Source organism: Spirulina subsalsa FACHB-351 (assembly GCF_026130165.1).
GTDB lineage: Bacteria > Cyanobacteriota > Cyanobacteriia > Cyanobacteriales > Spirulinaceae > Spirulina_A > Spirulina_A subsalsa_A.
Map to the genome: position 1 here is coordinate 1 of NZ_JAIHOM010000071.1, position 24,704 is coordinate 24,704.

15 protein-coding genes and 1 pseudogene are annotated in these 24,704 nt (G+C 45.1%); 5 read left to right on the forward strand and 11 right to left on the reverse strand.

The window, feature by feature from the left end:
* Positions 1-85: pseudogene (locus tag K4A83_RS23255) on the forward strand (RNA-guided endonuclease TnpB family protein); the annotation flags it as partial.
* A 59-nt stretch (positions 86-144) separates the two neighbouring features.
* Here the strand turns inward: K4A83_RS23255 and K4A83_RS14315 are convergent.
* Complete coding sequence (locus K4A83_RS14315; protein WP_265265283.1) at positions 145-1,014, reverse strand: aldose epimerase family protein; 870 nt, start codon at positions 1,012-1,014, stop codon at positions 145-147.
* Between the two features lie 622 nt (positions 1,015-1,636).
* On the opposite strand from K4A83_RS14315, the gene K4A83_RS14320 reads away from it, so the two are divergent.
* The 3 genes from K4A83_RS14320 (at position 1,637) to K4A83_RS14330 (ending at position 11,900) form a co-directional block, all read left to right on the forward strand.
* On the forward strand, positions 1,637-2,758 hold the full coding sequence (locus K4A83_RS14320) for an adenylate/guanylate cyclase domain-containing protein (protein ID WP_265265284.1): 1,122 nt from the start codon (positions 1,637-1,639) through the stop codon (positions 2,756-2,758).
* 188 nt (positions 2,759-2,946) lie between these two features.
* Entirely contained in the window at positions 2,947-6,177 is a 3,231-nt protein-coding gene (locus tag K4A83_RS14325; RefSeq protein ID WP_265265286.1) for an NAD(P)-binding protein, read from the forward strand.
* A gap of 191 nt (positions 6,178-6,368) precedes the next feature.
* Positions 6,369-11,900 carry a trifunctional serine/threonine-protein kinase/ATP-binding protein/sensor histidine kinase gene (locus K4A83_RS14330; RefSeq protein WP_265265287.1) on the forward strand — a complete coding sequence of 1,844 codons (5,532 nt, stop codon included), beginning with the start codon at positions 6,369-6,371 and terminating at the stop codon, positions 11,898-11,900.
* 249 nt (positions 11,901-12,149) lie between these two features.
* On the opposite strand, the gene K4A83_RS14335 is transcribed toward K4A83_RS14330, so the two are convergent.
* The 8 genes from K4A83_RS14335 to K4A83_RS14370 all read right to left on the reverse strand — a co-directional run bounded on the left by K4A83_RS14335 (position 12,150) and on the right by K4A83_RS14370 (position 18,684).
* Positions 12,150-13,340 (reverse strand): aminotransferase class V-fold PLP-dependent enzyme, encoded by a 1,191-nt coding sequence (locus K4A83_RS14335; RefSeq protein ID WP_265265288.1) that lies wholly within the window; start codon positions 13,338-13,340, stop codon positions 12,150-12,152.
* Between the two features lie 66 nt (positions 13,341-13,406).
* Positions 13,407-13,622, reverse strand: a complete 216-nt coding sequence (locus tag K4A83_RS14340; protein ID WP_265265290.1) for a hypothetical protein — start codon at positions 13,620-13,622, stop codon at positions 13,407-13,409.
* Between the two features lie 117 nt (positions 13,623-13,739).
* The gene (locus tag K4A83_RS14345; RefSeq protein WP_265265291.1) at positions 13,740-15,428 is read right to left on the reverse strand and encodes a M14 family metallopeptidase; all 1,689 of its coding nucleotides are present in this window, start codon (positions 15,426-15,428) and stop codon (positions 13,740-13,742) included.
* A gap of 49 nt (positions 15,429-15,477) precedes the next feature.
* The gene (locus K4A83_RS14350) at positions 15,478-16,167 is read right to left on the reverse strand and encodes a class I SAM-dependent methyltransferase (protein ID WP_265265292.1); all 690 of its coding nucleotides are present in this window, start codon (positions 16,165-16,167) and stop codon (positions 15,478-15,480) included.
* Between the two features lie 191 nt (positions 16,168-16,358).
* Positions 16,359-16,712 carry a phenylpyruvate tautomerase MIF-related protein gene (locus tag K4A83_RS14355; protein ID WP_265265293.1) on the reverse strand — a complete coding sequence of 118 codons (354 nt, stop codon included), beginning with the start codon at positions 16,710-16,712 and terminating at the stop codon, positions 16,359-16,361.
* A 79-nt stretch (positions 16,713-16,791) separates the two neighbouring features.
* The gene (locus K4A83_RS14360) at positions 16,792-17,274 is read right to left on the reverse strand and encodes a flavin reductase family protein (RefSeq protein WP_265265294.1); all 483 of its coding nucleotides are present in this window, start codon (positions 17,272-17,274) and stop codon (positions 16,792-16,794) included.
* Between the two features lie 80 nt (positions 17,275-17,354).
* Entirely contained in the window at positions 17,355-17,714 is a 360-nt protein-coding gene (locus K4A83_RS14365; protein ID WP_407810038.1) for a TFIIB-type zinc ribbon-containing protein, read from the reverse strand.
* Between the two features lie 61 nt (positions 17,715-17,775).
* Positions 17,776-18,684: a carbohydrate ABC transporter permease gene (locus K4A83_RS14370; RefSeq protein ID WP_265265296.1), complete on the reverse strand. Its 909-nt coding sequence runs from the start codon at positions 18,682-18,684 to the stop codon at positions 17,776-17,778.
* Between the two features lie 649 nt (positions 18,685-19,333).
* Here K4A83_RS14370 and K4A83_RS14375 point away from each other — a divergent pair.
* Positions 19,334-23,173 (forward strand): PAS domain S-box protein, encoded by a 3,840-nt coding sequence (locus K4A83_RS14375; protein WP_265265297.1) that lies wholly within the window; start codon positions 19,334-19,336, stop codon positions 23,171-23,173.
* Between the two features lie 95 nt (positions 23,174-23,268).
* Here K4A83_RS14375 and K4A83_RS14380 read toward each other — a convergent pair whose 3' ends face one another.
* Both K4A83_RS14380 and K4A83_RS14385 read right to left on the reverse strand, forming a co-directional pair.
* Positions 23,269-24,060: a hypothetical protein gene (locus K4A83_RS14380; protein WP_265265298.1), complete on the reverse strand. Its 792-nt coding sequence runs from the start codon at positions 24,058-24,060 to the stop codon at positions 23,269-23,271.
* 31 nt (positions 24,061-24,091) lie between these two features.
* A partial coding sequence (locus tag K4A83_RS14385) for an RNA-guided endonuclease InsQ/TnpB family protein (protein ID WP_265265299.1) occupies positions 24,092-24,704 on the reverse strand: 613 nt, incomplete at its 5' end.

Consider the following 24,704-nt stretch of genomic DNA (forward strand, 5'->3'; position numbering starts at 1 on the left):
GGTGGGGCGCGCCCGAATTCACGCATCGGGAGAGATTCCCTCTTGGTTGGTTGGAGAAATCCTGTCAGCTAACGGAGACTCGTAGAACGATGAATCCCCCTGCCTTCAGGCGGGGGAGAACGTCAACTCGAATGGGCTAAATTCTTAACAGTAACTCACGGTCATTTCTACGGAAGCGTCACAAGTTTCACCGGGGGGGAGATAGGTGAGATTTTCTTTACTATTGAGGGCGTTTCGTCCTGCACTCCAAGGTTCTAAGCAATAATAATCTTTCCCTTGAACAGTCCAAAAAACTAGCGTGGAATAAAGATCAGAGTAGGTCAGGGTGAGTTTTAAATTATGCCGGGTATTGGTGACGGAAGCGGAGGAACGACTCAGGGGAAATAAGGCTAAATCAATTTCCGGTTCTGTGAAGTCAAAACTCCCTTTAAAGGGTTGGGTTTTTTGGGTGAGGTGATCTTGATATTGGGTGGCCGGGAGATCAAGCAGGAGTTTAGTTTTATCGGACACCCAAAAGTAGGGGTGCAATCCGGTGGAAAAGGGCATTTCTACGCTGGAATGGTTGATGTAGCGTTGGAGGATTTTCAGGGAATTGCCTTTGAGTTGATAGGTGAATTGCAGTTCAAATTCAAAGGGATAATGACTATAGGTTTTGTCGTTGCTGGTGAGGGTGAGGGTAATTCCGGCACAGTCTTCGGTGAGGCGCTCGGTGACAGTCCAAGGGAGATCCCGCGCAAAACCATGTTGTTTGAGTTGATATTGCTTGGTTTGGTGAACGTAGAGATCATTGGGGAGATTCCCACAAATGGGGAAGAGGATGGGAATTCCTCCACGAATGCTGAGATCGGGGTTCTGAAAGCGTTCTGCGTCAAAGTAGAGGAGGTTTTGACCTTGAATACGCCAACTGGTGATGATTCCCCCGCGTTCGGGGACAACTTCGATCCGAGAATGGGCTTCTTGGTCTGTGAGAATATAGGTTTGATATTGTTCTTGTTTAAGTGCGATCGCAAACACCGATATCTGTCCCCTCTAAATTTCCCTGATCTTAGGCCATCCTTAAGATTTAACCAAGTCTTGACATTATTGCCTTGCCCCTTCACCAATTCTTTATCTAACTTGTTCTAAAGTGTCAATGTAGTGACTTGATCGGAATCAGAGCTTCTGAACCGAAGTCGCGGGCTGGCAGTCCAAGACTTAAAATGGACGCGGAGGTTATGTCAGCCGGGTGTGCTACCAGCAACCCATCAATTGTCAACCTGTAGTCTAGGCGAATAACTTCGGTTCCCGGTTTGCGCTCCGAATCCCCCCGCTTTTAAGCCGGGGAGGATATCAAGAAATGTACCCTGAATCATAAGATGACAAGTATCTGGCCGTTTTAGCTAGGTACTTGGTTTATTTGTGACGTTCTCCCCCGCTAACCCTTCGGGTATAACGGGTGGTCTTTGCTGACTTTAGGTTGGGTTAATACGGTGTGGGGCTTCTCTCGACCGACATTTAAGCTCAAAAAAGCCCGATTTGTACGAAGAGACGGATAAATACTAGACTTAGTATATTAAGGAGTAGTGTCAAATCAGCGAACAGTCTAAGTCCGCCTGAATGCTTAAGATGGGGAAAATTCGCAGCGAAATTAATACTTATGAGTCAACTAGCGATTATTTGTGTTGATGATGAACCCGTTGTTTTGGAGGGTTTAACAGAACAGTTGAAGCGTAATATTACTGTGGTGGCAGAAGTTGAGGCGGCTGATAGTGGGGAGGAAGCATTAGAAATTCTTGATGAGTTATATGGTGATGGAATTGAGGTAGCTTTAATTATTTCGGATCAGATTATGCCGACGATGAAGGGGGATGAATTTTTAATTAAAGCTCATCAAAAGTATCCCCAAATTTTTAAAATCATGTTGACGGGGCAAGCGGATACAAAAGCGGTGGCTAATGCGGTGAATCACGCTAATTTATATCGCTATATCACCAAACCTTGGGATGAAATGGATTTAATTTTGACGGTGAATGAAGCGATTGAGAGTTATTGCTTAAAAAAGGAAGTGGCTCGTCAAAATGAGGAATTGCGCCTCTTAAATGCGTCGTTAGAAGAGCGTATTAAAGAGCGGACGGCTCAGTTAATTCGCGAACAGCAACGGTCTGAAGAGTTATTACTGAACATTTTTCCCGCTCAAATTGTTGACGAGCTAAAACAAGGAAATCAGGTGGTGGGGGAGTATTTTGAGGATGTGTCTATCCTCTTTGCAGATATTGTTAATTTCACGCCCCTTGCTTCTACGACAGATCCGAAAAAGTTAATTCAAATGCTCAATAGTATTTTCTCCTGTTTTGATCATTTGGTGGAAGATCAAGGACTGGAGAAAATCAAAACCATTGGGGATGCTTATTTGGTGGCGGGGGGGCTACCGGAACCGAGGGAGGATCATGCCCAGGCGATCGCACGTTTGGCCGTCCGGATGCAGCAAACCATTCACCAGTTTACCGATCAGGGGGGAAATCCTTTTACGATTCGCATCGGGATTAATACGGGATCAGCGATTGGGGGGGTGATTGGGGTCAAGAAGTTTATTTATGATATTTGGGGGGATGCGGTGAATATTGCCTCACGGATGGAAATGTTAGGGGAACCGGGCAAGATTCATGTTTCTGCGGCGACTCATGCCAAGTTAAATGGGCAATTTAAGATGATTCCGCGAGGGTTGATTGACGTGAAAGGGAAGGGGTTAATGGATACCTATTGGTTAGAAGAAGAATGAGTAAACCCCTTTAGAAAATTGTTCAAAAAATGACCTCTAAAACCCATCACTATCAAACCCAAATCCTCTGGACTGGAAATCGCGGTCAAGGAACATCTGAATTGAGGTTAAAGATTGTGAAGTTATTGTGATCAGGGCTGACAGCATTCAAAGGAGGGTGCAGAATAGAAAAAATTATCACTGCTCCTATGAATAATGCTCATCCAAGTTTTTCCTCTGGGTTTCCGGCCTATATTGAACGAGGCGGTGAACAGTCTTTTTTACAACCTTATATTCTCCAAGGAACGAATTTTTACGGGTTTTTCTTGAAGGGGAATTTGAGTCATTTACAGGCTTTGTGCGATCGCTACTTCAACGCACCGAGTCAAGGTCAGGTGGAATATCGCCCCTTGAGTCCCTACGTTTTACTCAGTTTTGACCGCATTGCTCACATTACCTCCACGGAAGCCCCGGATCGAGACAAGGGGTTTTTCTCGGAACAGGGGGAGGTGATTATTTGGATTCCCGTCATGGCCGGCCATTCACGGGGCGATCGCTTTGTGGTGGATCATCTAGCCGTATTTATCCCCTATATTTTCGTTAACAACTCCCCCGCCTTGGTTTCAGGGCGTGAGGTCTATGGTTTCCCCAAACAGTGGGGCTGGATTGATTTCCCCACCAATCCCAACGAGAGGGGGGATTTTAACCTAGAAGCGGTGGCCTGGGAAACCTTTAGCCCCGAAAGTGCCGGGATTCGTCAGCCCATTCTCTCCATTACCCCCACGTCATCAGGAAAAGGCGATCGCCCCTGGTCTTCCCTCACCACCATCAGCCAAGATATTCTCACCCTGTTACTCCCCCAAGGGCTTAATCTACCGGGAATTGACCTCCCCCGCCATTTACTAGAAAACCTCCTCACAGGCTCCTTTAATACTGTCTTCCTCAAACAGTTTCGGGATGCCACAGACGGCCGTCAGGCTTGTTATCAAGCCATTATTGAAGCCCCCACCCAACTCCAACACCTCCACGACGGGAAATTACTTGGCGATCGCTTTCTCGTCACCCTCCCCCCCCTCGCCAGTCATCCCATCGCCCAAGATTTAGGCCTAGAAGTCGATCCCACCCTTCCCCCCCACCAATTTCTCGCCCATCTCCCCTTCTGGTTAACCTTCGACTTCGCCCTCCAAAACGGTCAAGTCCTCTGGCAAACCAACCAAAATCCACCCCCCAAAAAACAAAAAATCGCCGTCCTCGGAGGCGGCCTCGGTTCCCTCACCACCGTCTTTGAACTCACCGAACAACCCGACTGGCAGCGTTATTATGAGATCACCCTCTATCAAATGGGCTGGCGACTGGGCGGCAAAGGAGCCAGCGGCCGCAACATGACCCCCCACCCCCCGGAACAAGAGCCAGATTACCGCATCCAAGAACATGGCTTTCATATCTTTTTTGGCTTCTATGAAAACGCCTTTCGCTTAATGGATCGGTGTTATCAGGCATTAGGAGACGATGGCCCCTTTGATACCGTCAGCGATGCCTTTAAGCCCCATAATTATATTGTTTTAGAAGAATGTATAGAGGGGAAATGGTACCCTTGGAAACTGGACTACCCCAGCAATGATTTAGTCCCCTGGCAAGGGGGCGGTATGGGGTCTTATTGGGACTATATCCGCACCGCCCTAATCTTTGCCTATGAACTGTTTACCCACTCCCCCAAACTCCAAGACTCCCCACCCGATCATTCCCCACCCCAAAACCTTTGGGAACAGTTACAGCAAGAACTTGAGCGGGGCTGGGAGACATTAAGCCAACTACCGGAACTCTTAGGAATTACCCTCGCTGAAATTGACCTCACCCTAGACAGTAGCTTTCTCTTACTCGCCATTCAGGCCCTCGAAACCTTACCGAAAAACTGCCCCCTCGGTCGAATTGAACCCCTTTTACTCTTTTGTTTAGACCAGTTTCAAGCCCGTTTAGAAGCCCGTTTAGCCAAAATTGCCCAAGGGGAAGATATCGAAACCCGGCGCATTTTAATCATCATCAACTTTACCCAAACCATTATCCGAGGTCTGATCCTCGATAATGCCTTAGAAGGGGAAGCCTTCAATGACTTAGACAACATTGATTTTGCCCAGTGGTTAAAAAAACATGGGGCCTGGGACATCACCCTGAACTCCCCCCTCGTGCGTTCCATGTATGACCTCCTCTTTGCCTTTAAAGGGGGCATTAATACCCCAGAAAACCAAGCATTAGGCACAGCCGCCGCCCTGCGTTGGGTGATTCGCATGAATTTGACCTATAACGGCGCGATTATGTGGAAAATGCAGGCGGGGATGGGTGACACCATTTTCGCGCCCCTTTATCAAGTTTTGCAGGAACGGGGGGTGCGCTTTGAATTCTTCCATCGGGTGACCAATTTAGGCTTAGAGGAAGCACAACCGGATCAGATTGCAACCATCGAGTTAGTGCGGCAGGTGAATTTAAAACAACCGGAAGCAGGTTATGAACCCCTGATTCGCGTCAAACGCTTGCTCTGTTGGCCCGCAGAACCCCTCTATGACCAGATTGAGGAGGGGGAACAACTGAAAGCCCATGAGATTGATTTAGAGTCCTTCTGGAGCCCCTGGCCAACGCTCCACTCCGAGGAGAAAATCACCCTCCAGCAGGGGGAAGATTTTGATCTGGTGGTCTTGGGGATTAGTTTAGGTGCGTTGCCCTATATCTGTCCGGAATTGCTGGCCGTGAGTGAGAAGTGGCGAAAGATGGTGCAGGAAATCCCCACCGTAACCACCCAAGGGGGGCAGTTATGGTTTAAGTCTACCTTGGCTCAATTAGGTTGGACGGATGCCAGTGCGGTGGTGGGAACCTATGCGGAGCCGTTGGATACTTATGCCGATATGACCCATTTAATCCCCCAAGAAAATTGGAGTTCTGAACATTACCCCTATAGTTTGGCCTACTTTACGGGAACCATGCCCGACCCGGGCATCCCTCCGGCCGAGGATTATGATTTTCCCGCTCAACAACAGGAGAAAATAAATCAGGCCGCTATGGCGTTTCTAGAGCAAGAGGGGGCCTATCTCTGGCCCAAGGTGACACCCCCGGGAGAGTCGGACGGTTTTAACTGGGATTTATTGGTGGACCCCCAAGCTGGGACGGGAAAGGCCCGTTTTGATGCCCAATTTTGGCGGATTAATATTACCCCAACGGAACGTTATGTGATGTCGGTTCCGGGGAGTCAAGTTTATCGCCTCAATCCCGGAGAGTCAGGCTTTCATAACCTTTTCCTGACCGGGGATTGGGTAAATAACGGTTTAAATTCAGGGTGCGCTGAAGCAACGGTAATGGCGGGAATGTCGGCCGCCCAAGCTATTTTAACTCAGGTGAGGGGAGAATTTCCGGGGGTTTCGATGATTGGCGATCGCACCCCTTGGCAGTAATAGCCATTTTTAGGTTGGGTGCAGCGAAAGCACAACCCAACAAAATAGTAGCCGTTTTAGGGAGCAGGGGGCAGGGGAGCAGGGGAGAGGGGAATTGATAATTGATAATTGACAATTGATAATTGATAATTATTACCTATCACCTATCACCTATTACCTATTACCTATTACCTATTACCTATCTTTGAACCATGCAATACAAAACTCTGACCAACTATACTATCACCTCTGAACTGAACGTCGGCACCAAAAACCTCATCTATCGAGGCTACCGCAACCGAGATCAAGTTCCAGTCATTATCAAAGTGCCGAAAGAAGAATACCCTTCCCTGCGGGATATTGCCAAGTTAAAGCACGAATACGAAACTATGCAGGGATTAACCTTAAATCATGTGGTGCAACCGTTGGGTTTAGAGAAGTATAATCACGGTCTAGCCTTGATTTTAGAGGACTTTGGGGGACAGTCCTTATATGATGTTATTAGCCGACAGGGCCCTCTGTCCCTTGAGGTTTTTCTCCCTATTGCGATCGCCATTACCAACAGTCTCAGCGAAATTCATCAACACCGCATCATCCACAAAGATATTAAACCCTCCAATGTTATTGTTAATTTAGCCACCCAGGAAGTCAAAATCACCGACTTTGGCATTTCTTCCCTTTTATCCAGCGAAAACCAAGGACTCAGTACACCCAACTCATTAGAAGGAACTCTAGCTTATCTTTCCCCAGAACAAACGGGACGGATGAACCGAGTCATTGACTACCGTACTGATTTTTACTCCCTCGGGATTACTTTTTATGAAATCCTCACTGGAGAACTCCCTTTTGATAGTATTGACCCCATTGAACTGATTCATGCTCATTTAGCCAAAGAGCCGCCCCATCCTAGCACCATTAATCCCCACATTCCCACCGTGGTCGCCAACATTATTTTAAAATTGTTGGCCAAAAATGCCGAAGATCGCTATCAAACGGCCGTAGCCTTAAAACAGGATTTGCTCAAATGCTGGCAGCAGTGGGAAGAGAAGCAACAGATTGAGGATTTTGCGATCGCACAACACAACCTCTCCGATCAATTCCAAATTCCGCAAAAACTCTATGGTCGCGAATCAGAAGTTAAAACCCTCCTAGAGGCCTTTGAAATTGCCAGTTTTGGACACACCGAATTAATGTTAGTCAGTGGCTACTCTGGCATCGGCAAATCCTCCCTCGTCCACGAAGTCCACAAACCCATTGTTAAACGCAAAGGCTTTTTTATCAGTGGCAAATTCGACCAATTTAAACGCAATATTCCCTATGCTTCCTTAATAGAAGCCTTTCAGGAATTAGTTCAACAACTACTGACAGAAAGTGACGAAAAAATTGCAGAATGGAAGCAAAAAATACTCAAGGCATTAGGGCAAAACGGACAAGTTATTATTGATGTCATTCCCGAAGTAGAATTAATTATTGGTCCTCAGTCCCCAGTCCCTCATCTCGGTCCAACAGAATCCCAAAATCGCTTTAATTTAGTCTTTCAAAAATTCATCGCCGTCTTTAGCCAAGCAGAACATCCCCTCGTCATCTTTTTAGACGATTTACAATGGGCAGATTCTCCCTCCCTCAAATTTATTAACCTCTTGATGACCAACCCAGAAAGTCGCTATCTACTCATTATTGGTGCCTATCGAGATAATGAAGTGACTTCCTCTCATCCCCTCATGTTAACCATTCAAGCCATCAAAGAAAGCGAAGTAACCGTTAAAACCATTGAAGTCAAACCCTTAAACTTAGACACCAGCAACCAACTCATCGCTGACACATTAGGCTGTTCCCCCCATAAAACCCTAGACCTCTCCCAACTCTGTCAAACCAAAACTAACGGCAACCCCTTCTTTCTCAATCAACTCTTAAAATCATTACACAGTGAAAAACTCTTTCAATTTGACTACATTAACGGTCAATGGACTTGGGATTTAGCCGCCATTCGTCAGTGCGAGATTACCCAAAATGTCGTTGATTTAATGATTAATAAACTCAAGAAGCTTCCCCCCATCACTCAGGAAAGTTTAAAACTCGCTTCCTGCATCGGGAATCGTTTTAGTTTACGGATTTTAGCTACGGTTAGTGAACAATCCCTTTCAGAGGTTGCAAACTCTCTCTGGGATGCCTTACAAGAAGGTTTTATTGTACCATCCAGTGATGCCTATAAAATCCCCTTACTTTGGAAACAACAGGAAGAAATAGAAACAATTCCGGTCGATTATCGCTTTCTCCATGACCGAGTACAACAAGCCGCCTATACCCTCATTCCTGAATCAGAAAAAGCCATCACCCACCTCAAAATGGGTCGCTTATTACTTAAAGAAGTGACCAACATTCAAGAGGACGAACAACTATTTGATATTGTTAATCATTTAAACGCTGGAGTGGCCTTAATTGAACAAGACCCAGAAAAACATAATCTCGCCTATTTAAATCTTCTAGCAGGTCGAAAAGCCAAAGATTCCACCGCCTATGAACCCGCTTTAAAATACTTTACATCTGGCTTAACTTATTTAGGAGATAAAGCTTGGGAAATTGACTATAACTTAGCCTTTCAACTCTATCAAGAACGGTCAGAATGTGAATATTTATGTGGTAACTTTGAGGTTGCAGAACATCTCTTTGATCTGATTTTTACTGAAGCAAAAACTAGCTTAGAAAAAGCTAAAATCCAAATCGTTCGTCTTGCACTATATGACATTACAGGTAAATTTGTTGAGAACATTTGTCTCGCATCTCAAACCCTTACTGTATTTGGTTTAAATGTGCCAACTAGCGGGGATTCTATTGCCACTGCTTTTGAGGCAGAACTTTCCATTTATCGTGATAACTTAGCCAAACATAATATTCCGGATCTGGCTTTAATTCCCGATAATACAAACCCAGAAATTGAGGTCTGTATGAAGGTCTTAATGAATATGACCGGTCCGGCTTATTTCACCAATCAAGACCTTCTAGCATTAATTACCCTGAAAATGGTCAACTTGTCCATAGAACACGGCAATTCAGAAGCGTCTGCTCATGGTTATGCGTTTTGGGGGATTGTTGCAGGTTCTCGATTATTAGAATATGACGACGGCTATGAATTTGGGCAATTAGCCTTAAAAATGAATGAAAAATTTCACACGGCTAACCTGACTTGTAAAGTCTTTAACTTGGTCGCAGGTTTAATTAGTCATTGGCGAAAACCGATGAAAAATAATGTTCCCATTTTGCGTCAGGGTTATCAAGATGGGGTTAATACGGGGGATGTCTATACCAGTTACATTTCCTATCATGTTATCTTACAACGAATTTTGATGGGTCATGATTTTAACAGTATTTTAGAAGAGTCTGACAAGTATTTAGAATTTCTCCGACAAAGTAAAAACCATGTTTTTATTGGGGTGCAACAAACCTATCAACAAGTCATTCGCAACTTACAAGACTTAACCCGTGAGCAAGCTTCATTAAGTGATGAAAACTTTGATGAGATGGCTTGTGTACAGATGTGGATGGATAATCAATTCCTCCCCGGTGTTGCCATGTACAACATCTTTAAAATGCAACTGTTATATCTCTATGGGTCTTATCCAGAAGCCCTAGTTTTTGCTAAAGCGAGTTGTAATACTGTGGTTTTTGTCTCGGGAATTCCTAACCAAGTAGAACATAATTTTTATTACTCTCTCACCTTAGCTCAACTCTATCCCACGGCTTCCTTAAGTGAGCAAAAACAATATTTTGATCAACTAAAACAAAATCAGAAAATGTTAAAGATTTGGGCAGATAACTGTCCTGAAAACTTTGCTCATAAATATTTATTGGTAGCTGCCGAACAAGCCAGAATTGAGGGAGATATACAAAAGGCTTTAGTTCTTTATGAAGAGGCAATTAATTCAGCACAAATTAATGAGTTTGTCCAGTGTGAAGCTTTAGCCAATGAACTCGCCGCCCGCTTTTGGCTTCAGCAAGAAAATCAAAAGTTTGCTAAACTCTATATGACCGAAGCTTATTATGGTTATACTCGGTGGCAAGCGACCCGTAAAGTAAAAGAACTGGATCAAAATCATCGACATTTAATTAATAAAGTTGTCACCACACCCCTTTATAAAAAGACGCTCGTCACTAGTTCTAATAGTTCCACAGAAATTGATTCAGGATCATCCTTAGATTTTGCGACTATTATGAAGGCATCTCAAGCTTTAGCGGGTGAAATTATCTTAGAACGCTTGCTTACTAAATTAATGGAGATGGTGTTAGAAAATACGGGGTCAACTATTGGCTATTTACTCCTGAATCAGTCCCCAGAAACAGAAATTAATCATCTGGAAGATTTTCTCATTGAAGCCTCTGTTAGTGTCACTCATAAAAAAGTGGCGGTTTTGCAAAGTTTAGACATTGGCAAAAAGTTGCCAAAATCCATTATTAACTATGTCCTACGCACCCATCAAAGTCTGGTGTTAGATGATGCCACTAAAGACCACAAATATGCTGGAGATCCCTATTTTCAAATTTGTCCACCCAAATCCATTCTCTGTACTCCTTTGTTAAACCAAGGTAAACTAACTGGGATTATTTATCTAGAAAATAACCTCACGGCTTCGGCCTTTACTTATGATCGGATTGGGGTGGTTCAGTTACTTTCAGGACAGGCGGCTATTTCCATTGATAATGCTCGACTTTATGATAATTTAGAGAAGAAAGTTACCCAACGTACTCAGGAGTTACAAAAGGCTTTAGACGAGTTACAAGCGAGCCAGCAACAGCTAATTCAATCAGAAAAAATGGCGGCACTGGGTCAACTGGTGGCTGGAGTTGCCCATGAAATTAATACCCCATTGGGAGCTATTTTGGCTTCTTCTGAAAATACCAGTAAAGCCTTAGCTGAGACGTTAGTGCAGTTGCCGAAAATTCCAGAAAAGTTAAATACGAAACAACAAAAGTGTTTCTTTGATTTACTGGAGGCTTCTTTAGAAAGTTCTACGGCGATTTCATCTCGGGACAAACGCCAACATAAGCGCAATATTATCCGGGAGTTGGATGCTTTGAATATTCCTGATAGTCGCCGCATTGCGGACAGTTTAACTGATATGGGAATTTATCAAAATGTGGGAGCATTTTTGAGTATTTTACAAAGTCCTGATGTGGACTGGTTACTGAAGATTGCCTATAATATCGCCCGCTTGCAAGGGAACAATCGGAATATTATAACGGCGGTTAATCGAGCTTCTAAGGTGGTGTTTGCGTTAAAAAATTATGCTCGTTATGACCACTTAGGTGATCCTCAAAGGGTTAATATTATTGAAGGAATAGAAACGGTTTTAGAGTTGTATCACAATCAACTCAAACATGGGGTAGAAGTTCATCGAGATTTTGCAGCTATTCCAGAGATTCCTTGTTTCCCGGATGAGTTAATTCAAGTCTGGACGAATTTAATTCATAATGGGATTCAATCGATGAAGAATCAAGGAGATTTAAGGATTCGGGTGTTGCCAATAGAGGATGAAGTTCTGGTTCAGATTGAAGATTCAGGACAGGGAATTCCGGTGGAGATTCAAGAGCGGATTTTTGAGCCGTTTTTCACGACAAAACCGGCCGGAGAGGGGAGTGGTTTAGGTTTGGATATTGTGAAGAAAATTGTTGAAAAACATCGGGGGAGGTTGAGTTTTATCTCTCAACCGGGGCAAACGGTTTTTACGGTGGCTTTGCCGATGGTTTAAGGCTGCCAATCAACAAGTTTTTGTAGGGGGAATTCGTGAATTCTCCCTAAAATAGGGCTTGCTGAATAACTTGGGGAGCAGGGAATTGATAATTGATAATTGACAATTGATAATTATTTCCGATTACCTATTACCTATTACCTATTACCTATTACCTATTACCTATTCCCTATTACCTATTCCCTTGTTGAGTCTAGCGTTGGGCTTTTTCAGCAGACCCTAAAATATGGGTTCAATGGCTAATTGCTCCTATAAACTACCTAAAACTTTAATCAATTGATCCATTTCGGAGGGCAGGGTGAGATAGTGAACACAGGCGCGGATACAGTCGGGATTTTTGAGGGTGCGGACGAAAAAGCCTTGTTGTTCTAGGGCTTGGGCGAGACGGGGGTGTAGGATTTCGTTGGTGGTGAGACGGAAGGAGACTAACCCGGATTCGGGGGGGAGGCTGCGTAAGCATTCGATTTGGGGTAGGAGATAGAGGCCTTGCCAGAGGTATTCGCTGTTGTAGCAGATTTTGGTGTAGCGTTCTTCGGGGGTTCCCCAGGCTTGATGGGTTGCGATCGCCTGTCGTAATCCCGCATACTGAGGATAGGCGGTAGTAGCCACTTCAAAGCGTCTGCCGTCGGGTTGCCATCCCGTGGGCATCCCCGCCCCATCCATGGTAATACTCCGCCAACCGATAAAGGTAGGATTCAGTTCTTCTAAGGCGTGGGGATGAACGTATAAGCCCCCCACTCCGGCCGGTCCACAGAGCCATTTATGCCCGGTGAAGGCGTAAAAATCCACAGCGAGTTCACTGAGATTAAGGGGCAACTGTCCGACGGACTGGGCGGCATCTACGAGAATCTGAATCGGACGTTCACTTTTAAAGGTGCGACAAGCTTGGATAATGTCCGGGAGGGGTAACAGTTGGCCGCTATTCCACAGGACATGGGACAACACGACTAAGCGGGTGTTGGGTTGTAGGTGTTGTTCAATGACTACGCTGGGGTTGCCTCGGTTGAGGGTGGCCATGATGGGGCAGGTGGAGACGCGCAGGTTAAAGCGTCGGGCGACTTCTTTGACGGCGGCAATGATGCCGGGGTGTTCGCAGTCAGTGATTAGGATATGATCCCCCGCTTGCCATTGAATTCCCCAAAGGACGATATTACAGCCTGTGGTGACGCTATCGGTGAGGGTGATGGTAGCGGGGGAGGTACGGAGTTCTGAGGCGATCGCACGGCGCAATAATTGACATTCCTGTTCAATCCAGTCATTCACCTGCCGGGAAAAGGGACCTTTTGCTTGCAGAAACTCGTAGGCCTGATAAATCGCGTCTAAGGCCGCTTTGGGCATGGTTCCCTGTCCCCCAAAGTTAAAATAAGCCTTATCCGCTAGACCCGGAAAGGCTTGGCGATGCTGCTTGAGGGAAACCGTGGCAGGGGTCTGATTGGTCATCTTGAATTTAGGGGGCAAGTCGCAGGGTTTCCCCCACTTTACCAAGAAACGCGACCTGTCTCGACTTCACGCTGGGGAGTTTGCCAAAGCAGAGGAAGACTTTAACTGAGTGACGGCAAAACGCATCAATTCCGCTTTCGTTTCCGGGGAGAGCAAACGAACCAGTTCTACTAATTCTGCTTCTCGATCTTCACAGAGTAACTTCAGGGCGGCAATACAGAGCGCTCGTAAAACGTGATCGGGTTCGTGATGGGTGAGGGGGGAGACAGGGGGAGGACTCATGGGCTGTAGGTGAATTCAGGAGATTTACTGTTGATTTTAGAAGCAAATGCTGGTGCATCCCCTAAAACTTTTAAGAATGTTACATTCTCTCATCAAAGGAAATTCCTCCCCCAGACTTCAGAGCAATTCTAAAGGTTTCCGCACCACACCAGCGCGATCGCATTTCGCCATCACCTCAACAACTCCCCCCAAAGGCGCTCGGATCATCCATTCTACTTTAGCGCGATCGCTCGTTTCATCCCCCACCCGTCCAAAGGGCGCAGAAGGCTTATCAGCCCGTCCTTCTAAATAGCCCACATTCACCGTCCTTTCTCCCAACTCCAAACTCGCCCCCTCCGGCAAAGTTAGAGCCACAATACAACCCTGAACTTGTGTTTTCCCCCGTCCCTTTTGGGTGATATAGGTCGGCAACCAGCCCGTATTTTGCACCACAACCCGCAACAAAAACACCTCACTCCCCACCCGTTGCACCTTCACTTCATAGAAGTCTAATAACGGAGAAATCAACAAATGCCACACCAACCAACCCGGAAACCGAGACACTTCCTTTTCTAACAATTCATGGGGCGGATTACGCCAAAAATAAACCTCATCCCAGCCCCCCAACTCCACCATTCCTAACTGGGGATGCTCAAACTCATACCAAGGAATATATCCCTTCCCTCCCAAAACTTCATCATTCCAAGCTAACAACTTCAAATCATCTTCTAACGGATGCTCCTCATACCATTTCACATAATCATAATCCGTAATTCCCGCCTGTTGTTGAGGACTCCAAATCTCCACCGTCCAAGCAAACAAACCCTGACCCTCATAACACCAATCATCAAAAGCCCCCGTCACATAACTTTCATGATGTTGGCGAAAACCATGATAGACCGAAACCGCCGGATAACCCGTTAAATCCGTTCCCTTCTTAGCAATTTTTTGGTAAATTGTCAAGTCTTGATGAGGAAAATGTTCATCATCTTGATGACTATACGGACGCAATAAAACCCCACTCATCGTGTGAAAAGAAACCGCCCCCGTAATATTAGAATGTTGAGTAATAAAATCCACTACAGCCCTAACTTCCGGTTCAGAAGCAGGATAATCTCCCGCCCCTTGTTGTTCCCCTTCCTCCCGCCAACAAACCGGAAAATTACGGTTAAAATCTAACCGTTGTTTGAGAGGTTTTATGGGAATTAACACCCCATCATACTGATCTATTTTTCCTTCCGGCAACAGTCGATAATATTCCCCTCCTACCTCCGTCGGTTCACGGGGAATCATCAACCGAGGATCATTGGGACACACCTTCCATGTGCCATTCCCATCAGGAATTCTCATCATTAAAATTCGTCCATCCCCATCGATATCTTCTGCCACTAAACCCGGTGAATCAACGTCTGAATGGGGGTAAAAACGAGTACCAGAACGCAAGAATTGCGGCGAGTCTGCCAAGGCTAATTCTGCCCCATCAGGATTCACCCTAGGACAGATATAAAAAGCCCGAGTCTTGAGGCAGCGAGTAATATCTGGATCTTGTTCATAGCCCTTCACTAATGTCTCCAGAAAATACACACAAGCCACCGAAGGAGCCAATTCAATGGAGTGAATATTACCATCCACCCACAGGGCAGGTTTTTCACTCGCTAAACCCGTTTCCCAACAAGTCACTGTCACTAACCACAAATCCCGTTTTTCGTAACTTTGACCAATGGTTTCCAAGCGGACTAAATGGGGATAAGTTTCAGCATAGCTTTCTAGAACTCTCACCAGTTCATCGTAGCGGTAATAATGATTAAAAGTTAGAGTATTCATCATGATTTTAAAGCGTAATCTATCCTAGTGTAGACCTACATCAAAAGTTAGCTTAACTCAAGGGCTTATCCGCTTTAACAAACATTTGCTTACCAATAAAAGACCAAAAAATTGGTAAGTTCAAATAAAGCCGTAATAAACGGGTAGAAGTCGGTGAATTGTGAGTAGAATAGGGAAGAAATCGGGGGATAAGTACAGGAATTTTAAAACCAATCGCGTGGAGAATTTCTTGTAAGGAAATATGCGTTAAGGGGAGTTGATGATCCACAAAATCATAATACTCCCGATAGGCATATTTAAAATTAGGTTGAATAACTAACAAACTTCCCCCCGGTTTAAGTAACTTAAAACATAACACTAAAACCTGTAATAACTCCTCTTTTGTTGCTAGATGTTCAAAAAAGTTAGAAATAAAAATTACATCAAAATAGTTTGTTTGAGAAAAATAGTCAGAAATGCTCAAAAAATCCGTCTGTAACACTTTAACATCTGAATTAGCATAAACTTGAGCATCAGGATTCAGATCAACTAGATATTTCTCCCCCGCTTTGACTTGATTAATAAACTCGCAATACCCCCCTGCTACGTCCAAAATCTTGGCATCTGTTCTAATATATTTTTGTAAAAAAACATCAATTAAAACACGCCACAACCGAGTTTTTGATTTCAGTAACTTAGCATCAAAACGGTTAGCATAGAGTCGCTGTAGATACGCCTCAATTTCAACGAGTTGGCTGTTCATGCAAATTTATTATTTTAGAATTTAAATGGTTTCAAAGATGAAAAAAATCAGGACGGTGGCGCGTCAGGATGACGGAAATTTCTGGTAACTGGGGTTAGTGGTGATTAGGAGTTAGTTGGATTTTTAGCTACTACACCACTATCCCCAACTAAAGTGATTCCTTCTGACGCACCCTACAACGGTGGACTAAATTAACCAAAAGTGCCACTATTCCAGCCCCACATGGAGCCTTTAGCATCGGAAAATTCAATATAAATCCGCCCCGTCGGAACGCCTAATGCTTCACTAATCACTTGACAAAAGTCTTTGCTCATGCTCTTAGTTTGACTAGAACTCATGGTGCCAATACTTTTGATTTCCAAATAACAAACCGGGTCAGTTGTTCCCGCAAAGGTCATGGGAACATCACTTTCAAAAGCCGTCATAACATAGGATTCTGGTTTACCTAAATGTTGGGCTAATTTAGCCGACAAATTCTTTAACAAGGACTCCACTTGTGCCTTGTCAGGACTAGCAACAGATGATTTTATTTGCATCAATGGCATGGGAAAATGATCCTGATTTTGAACTAACTTTTAAGGGTTAACCTATCACAGTTAGGCGTAATTTTGGGGAAAAAACAGACTAACCGCCATATTGCCATCCGGTACTTTCTAGGGTTAGGGGTTCCCCTTCCCGATGAATGCCAGCCCCAATCACTTGGGCGACAAACACGGTATGATCTCCTTGTTGAACAGATCCGACTACGTTACATTCCACATACCCTAAACAGTCCGTGAGGATGGGACATCCTGTTTCTGCACCGAGGGTAAAGTCAATATCGGCTAATTTATTACCCACTCGACGCTGGGGTTTAAAAAATTTGGCGGCCACTTCTTTTTGTCCACTTTCGAGGAAGGATAAGGCAAAAACGCCGCTATTTTGAATCATGGCATGGGAGCCGGAATCTTGTCGCACACAGTTGATAATTAAGGGGGGTTCAAAGGAAGCTTGCATGACCCAACTGGCTGTAAAACCATTCATTTCTTCTCCGTCTTTCACCCCACAGACATATAAACCGTGGGGGATTTTGCGTAACATGGTTTTTTTGGCGTTTTCGTCTAGCATGGGCTGATTTTTGAGAGATACTCGCCTTAGTGTATCAAATGTTCGGCGAGGGGTTGTCAATCTTGCTCGGGAGGGAGACATTAGGGGGTAAATCCCCATAAACGCTTAATTGATTTGCTGGTTTTGTTTGGGCTAAAGTTCTGTTTAAATTTTTTAAATTCTCCGGCATCTAGCCAAATGCCATGACATTTAACACATTTTTCGTACCAGATACTGTGTTGATCAATATCTAGCATTTGTAGGAGGGGAGTGCGGCAACGGGGACAGGATAGGGGTTTAGCGGAGGGATCGTAGCGATCGCCCACCACTTCCTCCCCATCATCCAAAATCTCCGATCCCTCAATGGTCTTCAACTGTTCAGCTTCCCGAGAATCAAACCAAATGCCATGACACTGGGTACAGCGATCCACCTCAATCTCGGCATAAACCACTTGTTCCATTGATCCATTGCATTTGGGACAGCGTATGGGTTTCATGGGATTTAGGAGTGAGAGAACAACCTTAAAAACGCAGATTCGCGTAGTTTTTCTGACGATTGGAGAGAGACAAATTCAGCAAGGCCAGTCCAAAAATTAGCAAAAATAACACTAACCCAATGGTACAAGCATAGGTAATTTCAAAATTACGAAAGGCCTGTTCATACATATAAAAAACTACCGTTTTAGAACGATTGTTGGGTCCCCCTTGGGTCATGACATAAACTTCATCAAAAACTTTAGTCGCAGAAATAGCCGAAATTACAGCCACTAATACTAAATAGGGACGCATTAACGGTAAGGTAATATCCCAATGTTTTCGCCATCCCACTGAACCATCAATGGCGGCCGCTTCGTATAATTCCGCCGGAATGGCTTGCAGTCCGGCTAAATAAATCACCATATAGTAACCCAATCCTTTCCAAATGGTCACGACCATGACACTATACAGAGGTAAATTAGAATGAGGGTCTGTTAACCACAAAATACCAGACTCCCAGCCGAGGGCGCGTAAAATTTGGTTAAAAACTCCGTTAGAAGCATATAACGCATTCCACGCGATCCCAGCTACCACCATGGAAATTACTACGGGTGTAAAAAAATACATCCTAAACCAGTGAATCCCCCGGAGCTTTTGATTGACTAAAACCGCTAAAAATAGGGGCAGAAATACTAGAATCGGAACGACTCCAATCAAATACAGGAGGGTATTGCGCAAAGTCTGCCAAAAAACTGGATCTACTAGCAAACGTTCAAAATTCGCTAAACCAATCCAAGTCGGAGGGTCATTCAGCATTCGTTCATAACGGGCGAAACTGAGGGAAAATGCTTGAAAAGCTGGGAAAAAAACCGTCAGGGTTAAAATCCCTAAAGCGGGTAGCAAAAAAGCGTAAGGAATCAAAGATGATCTGAGTTTTGAAGGCGTGTCGTTCATTGAAGTTTCGTTAAAATGTATTCAGTGTAACAAAATAAAATGATCCAACTGAGTTTAATTTTAGGTAAGGGAATCGATCACAGATCACTACACCAGTTTGATAGAGCTAGTTTTAGGCTGTTTATTTTGAGGGAAAGTTTATTTTGAAGGAAAGTCTAGTTTGAGGGGAAAGTCTATTTTGAGGAAATCAGTTTCTTAAGATTTTCTAAGATTCAGATTTTTCTGATTACCTATCAGGCAAGAGAACAAAAATACTTTAAATTGAGTTGTTTAGGTTGGATTGTTCTAGGTTAGATTTTTCTGGTCTTTTTGTTCGTTGCGGTTTAAGAGTCCGAATCTTGGAGATGCCCAATCACAGATTTTCGGGCTGGGATTTTGGGGCAACAGCCAAAACCTTAAGCTCAAAAACGACTCAAACTAGACAAAACTCAAACTAAACCCTTAACGAGGAATAGTACATCCTAATCCATTGACACTTAATCAATTGGTTCTGAATGAGATAGTGACACAACTTAAGCATAATTAATTTAGGCATAATTCTGTGATGAATTCGGTTCATAGGACGTCTTCCGACCTCTTAACCCCCAATCCCCGGCATCGTGAAACCTCCAACTCAGCATCATCCCCCTTTTGTGACGCTGAGTTTGGGTTGGAACTCTTTCTCGCCTTATCTCTTCCGGTGGTAGTCGCTTCTGTGGAGGACGGGGCAATTCTCTACGCGAATGAGGGGTTTTGTAGCGTATTTGGCTTAACTCCCCAGCAGGTGATTGGTCACTGTAGCCTAGAGTTTTATTTTGAGTCGGCCGCATGGCAGGTGTTGTTTCAGGCATTGTTGCAATATCGGTCTTTGACGAACTATGAACTGAAGTTGAGGCGAATTGATGGAAAACCCCTTTGGGGGTTGGTGTCGCTGCAATTGATGGACTGGCAAGGTCGAGAAGTGGTCTTAGGGGTGTTTCAAGATATTACCTATCCTAAGCAAATTGAAAAAGCGCTACAAGAACGGCAACAGGATTTATCGAGTTTAACCCGCAATATTCCGGGGACGATTTATCGGATTCATCAGGATCCGCTGTGGACTTGTTTGTTTATCAGTGATGGCTGTACGGACTTAACTGGGTATCGACCGCGAGAGTTTACCCGACACCGTAAGCTGAGTTGGTTTGACTTAATTCATCCCGATGATCGGGAGAGGGTCAGGGAGGCGATCGAGTCGGTGAGTCCTCAAGAGAGTGCTTTGAGTTTGGAGTATCGCATTATAACCCGACAGGGCCAGCAGAAATGGGTTTGGGATCAGGGGAATGGGGTATTTTCTCAAGAGGGGGAATTGATTGCAGTGGAGGGGTTAATCACAGATATTACGCAGCGCAAGAGTCAAGAAGAGGAGGCGAATTTGCTCAATAGTCTCTGTTTGAGTATTGGGGAAGCGGAGGACTTGGATAGTGCGATCGCCACCATTCTCCTGAATATTTGCCAAGCGACGGGGTGGAACTTTGGGGAAGCTTGGGTAAGCAATGCAGACCACACCGCTTTAGAATTAAGTCCCGCTTGGTGTTGCTATAATCCCTTCAACGCAGACGCAGTAGACTGTTCTCCTCTCTTCCAGACCTTTCGCCAAGGCAGCCACAACTATCATTTTAAACCCGGTTGTGGTTTACCCGGTCGCATTTGGCTAACCAGAAAACCTTACTGGTCTTTAGATTTAAGCCAGGATGAAGGGTTTTTACGGGCCGAGATAGCCCAACGCTGTGGCTTTAAAACAGGCTTTGGGGTGCCGATTGCTGTAGAGGGTCAGATCATCGCGGTGTTGGTATTCTTTAGCCAACACATCCAACCTTGGAATCAGTATCTGGTGGATTTAGTGAGTACCTTTGCCCAAAGACCCGAAGGCATCACCCATCATCTGGGACAGTTAATGCAGCGCAAACAAATTGAGGCCCAACTTCACGCCAGTCAGCAACAACTAAGTCGTTTAGTTAATGCCATGCCGGGGATCTTTTTCCAAGCCGATCCCAATCCTCCCCATTGGTCTATGACTTATTTGAGTGAGGGCTGTTGTGAGTTAACGGGTTATACCAGTGAGGAGTTAAGTCGCCCTCATGAGAATGCTTTTGATCAGATTATCCACCCGGAGGATCGGCCGACGGTGTTGGCGGCAATTAGTGAGGGGGCAGCAGTCCAGCGCCCCTATATTGTGGAATATCGTATTAGAACGCGGTCTGGGGCGGAAAAATGGGTCTGGGAGAAAGGACATGGAATTTATGACCCTCAAGGCCAACTGTTAGGGCTAGAGGGCTTTATTACGGATATTACCGACCGGAAACAGAGTGAGGAAGCCCTACGCTCTCAAGCGAGTGAGTTACAAGCACTGTTTTCCGCCATGAGTGACACGATTTTGGTGTTTAATGCCGAGGGACGGTATTTGAAAATTGCTCGGACCAAGGCGGCGATTTTGGTTCAACCCTACGAGCATTTGTTAAACAAAACCATTCATGAAGTTTTTCCGGGGGCTGAAGCGTCTCGCTATCTGGCTCTGATTCAGGAGGCCTTAGCAACGGGGAAAACCATCCGCAATTTTGAGTATTCCCTGACCATTGAGGGGAAAGAATACTGGTTTTCGGCGAATATTTGCCCCACACCGGATCAAACGGTGGTCTGGGTATCCCGAGATATTACGGAGACGAAAGAAGCTCAAGAGAGTTTAGCTCAAGCGGAGGTTAAGTATCGGAGTATTTTTGAGAATGCCCTAGAGGGGATTTTCCAAAGTACGGCCGATGGTCATTATCTCAGTGTAAACCCGGCGTTGGCGCGAATTTATGGCTATGATTCCCCAGACCAGTTAATTGATTCCTTGACCAATATTGGCGAACAACTCTATGTTGACCGGAGACGACGACAGGAGTTTGTGCGGCAAATGCAAGAAACGGGGGCGGTCGTCGGTTTTGAGTCCCAAATTTATCGGCGCGATCGCAGCAAAGTCTGGATTTGCGAAAATGCCCGCGCTGTCTACGATGAGGCGGGTCAACTCCTCTATTATGAGGGCATGGTCGTTGATATCACCCCAGAAAAAGAGATTAAGCAAGAACTCCATCAACGGGCTTTTTATGATTCCTTGACAAATTTACCGAATCGTGCATTGTTCCGAATGCGGTTAAGTGAGGCGTTAAGGCGATCGCGCAGCGTCTCGGAACAAGAATCGCAATTAAGCGAGTCTCGGGAAGAGTTTAAATTTGCCGTACTATTTTTAGACCTGGATCGGTTTAAGGTGGTCAACGACAGTTTAGGGCATTTAGTGGGGGATGAGTTATTAAAAGCGATCGCCCGTCGATTAGAACATTGTGTGCGCGGTCATGATACTGTAGCCCGTCTCGGGGGTGATGAGTTCACCATTTTACTAGAAGATATCCACAGCATTAATATTGCCATCCAAGTCGCGGAACGCATCGAACAATCCCTCTCCTTACCCTTCCATCTCAATGGGTATCAGGTGTTTACCGGGGTAAGCATTGGCATTGTTTATAGTAGTAGCATCCCCGGTGTACAAGACCCCAAAGATACCCTTCCCATCTACTACGAACAGCCCGATGATGTGCTGCGGGATGCCGACACCGCCCTCTATCAGGCCAAAGAACGGGGCAAAGGCTGTTATCAGGTCTTCACCCCCACCATGTACCAAACAGCCATGAAACGGCTCAAATTGGAACTAGAATTACGGGAAGCCATTGAAGAGCATCATTTAGTTATTCACTATCAACCCATTGTAGATTTGACAACGGGGAACTTGCGAGGATTTGAAGCGCTGTTACGTTGGCAACATCCCCAGCGCGGGTTATTGTATCCCGATAGTTTTTTAGGTTTAGCAGAAGAAACGGGCTTAATTATCCCCATTGGGGACTGGATGCTGCGAGAAGTTTGTCAAAGTTTGAAGGTCTGGCAAGCTGAAAATACACTGAACTTCCCCTTATTTGTCAATTTAAACTGTTCTCGTAAACAATTTTTACACCCCAATTTGATTGAGCAAATTGATCAAGTGTGCCGGGAAACAAGGATTGATAGTGCTTGGTTAAGTTTGGAGGTAACAGAACGTCTCTGGACTGAAAACCGCGAGTTCACCACAGCACGCTTAGTGGAATTACAAGCCCGTCGGATTAAACTGTGTATTGATGACTTTGGGATGGGGTATTCCTGCTTGAATGATTTGCGACAGGGGGTAGTGAATACGTTAAAGATTGATCGCTCCTTTATTCGGGAGATTGAGACGAATCCCAGTAGTGTGGAAATTGCCCGGATTATCATCATGTTATCCCAGAGTTTGGGCATGGACGCGATCGCCGAAGGCATCGAAACAGAAACCCAACTGTTGAAAATTCAAGAGTTAGGCTGTTCCTTAGCCCAAGGTTATTTCTTCTCCGATGCGCTAGATGCCGCCAGTGCGAGGCGTTTAGTGGAGCAACAAGAGGCCTTCTGTCGTAATTCTGGGGTACGGTGAGTCAATAGGGTTTCGGATCTGAAGTTAAGGAAACAGGGAGAATTGAGAATTGATAATCATTAATTAATAATTGTTCCCTATTCCCTCTCTCCCCTTCACTCTTCCGAGCTTGGCAGGGTCGGTAAATCCCGATCTTGGGTAGGGCGCAACAGAATCAGGCGATCGCCCTCACGGCTGCGAGGAATCACCACCAACGACGGGCGGCGGGTTTCATCCCGTTCAGGAAGTGCCGGAAATATATAATAATCCCCATCTACATCAATCAACAACCGCCAGACGCGATTCTGGCTGGGGTTATTAATCGCCTCACCCAGCAATTGTTGATAGCTGCGATCATCACCAATCACGCGAATCCCTTGGGGATTACGGACATCATCCGGGTTCACCCCTAGGGGAAAACCATCCTCGCGCACCACCACCGTCACCACCGGGAGAGACGACGTTTCATTCACCGCATCCCGCCACGCATCGGCTTCTCCCTGCCATTGTGCCAGCCAGAAACAGCCCGCCAGCAGCCAACAAATAATCACCGTTTCATCCAGGAGCGATCGCAAAAAGCGCAGAGATTGATACTCCAACAGGGGGAACTCAAACAACGAAGCCAGGAGTTGTAGGAGTCCGCCATATAACCGCCAGAGCAGTCGTTTCCAGAAAACTTGAGGGGGTTGATCTCTGGTTGAACGGGATTTGAGAGAATGGAGGCCCCGTTTATGGATATTATCGGCTTGCTCTTGCAATCCTTGGAAGGGTTGTCCTTCCAGCAACCACAGACTGCAATAAACCCCCACCACAATCAAGGCGAGGGTGATAACCGTGTGGAGAATTGCTCGGAAACTCCCGAAAAAGACTTGAAAGGCAGCAATATAAAACGACTCTAGGGTTGACACTCCACTGCCTAAAGGCGAGTGGATTCTTTCCTCATAGACTCTTGTCTAGCCAATCAGAAATTGACCCCGACAGAACGTCTCCGAAAGCATTTTGAATCACGGGCTGTCCGACCGCGATTAATCCACGATTTCTTATAACTTGACTGGCCGCCACATCCCTATTGGTTTTATATCCACAATTAGGACAATTATGAACCCTATTTGATAGATTCTTTTTCCCTGTATGTGTATTACAATTCGGACAAATTTGGCTACTATAGTCTTTATCTACCTTGAGAAAATAGACATCCCTTTTCCAGCAGACATAAGACAAGATATTGAAAAACTGTCCAAAACCAGCATCTAAAGTATACTTGCCAAAGAGTCCTTTTGCCCAAGCTTTAAAATTGATATCCTCAACAAATATCATGCCAGCTTGGTCACACAAATGATGAGCTAATTTAAAGTGCCAATCTTTTCTAGTATCGTGAATCCTTTGATGAACTCTAGCTATTTTAGCCTGAAGTTTTTGCCAATTATTAGACCTCTTTTTCTTGTTTTTTAACCTTCTTTGCAGCGATTTAAGCTGGCCATGAAGTTGATTAAAAAACCGAGGTCTTTTGACTAATTCCCCGTCTGAAGTCGCTAGGTATGAATCCAGTCCA

What these genes read in the sequence shown, in the direction of transcription:
- K4A83_RS14320 (WP_265265284.1), top strand. Translation starts at nt 1,637, where the DNA reads ATGAGTCAACTAGCGATTATTTGTGTTGATGATGAACCCGTTGTTTTG.
- K4A83_RS14325 (WP_265265286.1), top strand. Translation starts at nt 2,947, where the DNA reads ATGAATAATGCTCATCCAAGTTTTTCCTCTGGGTTTCCGGCCTATATT.
- K4A83_RS14330 (WP_265265287.1), top strand. Translation starts at nt 6,369, where the DNA reads ATGCAATACAAAACTCTGACCAACTATACTATCACCTCTGAACTGAAC.
- K4A83_RS14335 (WP_265265288.1), bottom strand. Translation starts at nt 13,340, where the DNA reads ATGACCAATCAGACCCCTGCCACGGTTTCCCTCAAGCAGCATCGCCAA.
- K4A83_RS14340 (WP_265265290.1), bottom strand. Translation starts at nt 13,622, where the DNA reads ATGAGTCCTCCCCCTGTCTCCCCCCTCACCCATCACGAACCCGATCAC.
- K4A83_RS14345 (WP_265265291.1), bottom strand. Translation starts at nt 15,428, where the DNA reads ATGATGAATACTCTAACTTTTAATCATTATTACCGCTACGATGAACTG.
- K4A83_RS14350 (WP_265265292.1), bottom strand. Translation starts at nt 16,167, where the DNA reads ATGAACAGCCAACTCGTTGAAATTGAGGCGTATCTACAGCGACTCTAT.
- K4A83_RS14355 (WP_265265293.1), bottom strand. Translation starts at nt 16,712, where the DNA reads ATGCCATTGATGCAAATAAAATCATCTGTTGCTAGTCCTGACAAGGCA.
- K4A83_RS14360 (WP_265265294.1), bottom strand. Translation starts at nt 17,274, where the DNA reads ATGCTAGACGAAAACGCCAAAAAAACCATGTTACGCAAAATCCCCCAC.
- K4A83_RS14365 (WP_407810038.1), bottom strand. Translation starts at nt 17,714, where the DNA reads ATGGAACAAGTGGTTTATGCCGAGATTGAGGTGGATCGCTGTACCCAG.
- K4A83_RS14370 (WP_265265296.1), bottom strand. Translation starts at nt 18,684, where the DNA reads ATGAACGACACGCCTTCAAAACTCAGATCATCTTTGATTCCTTACGCT.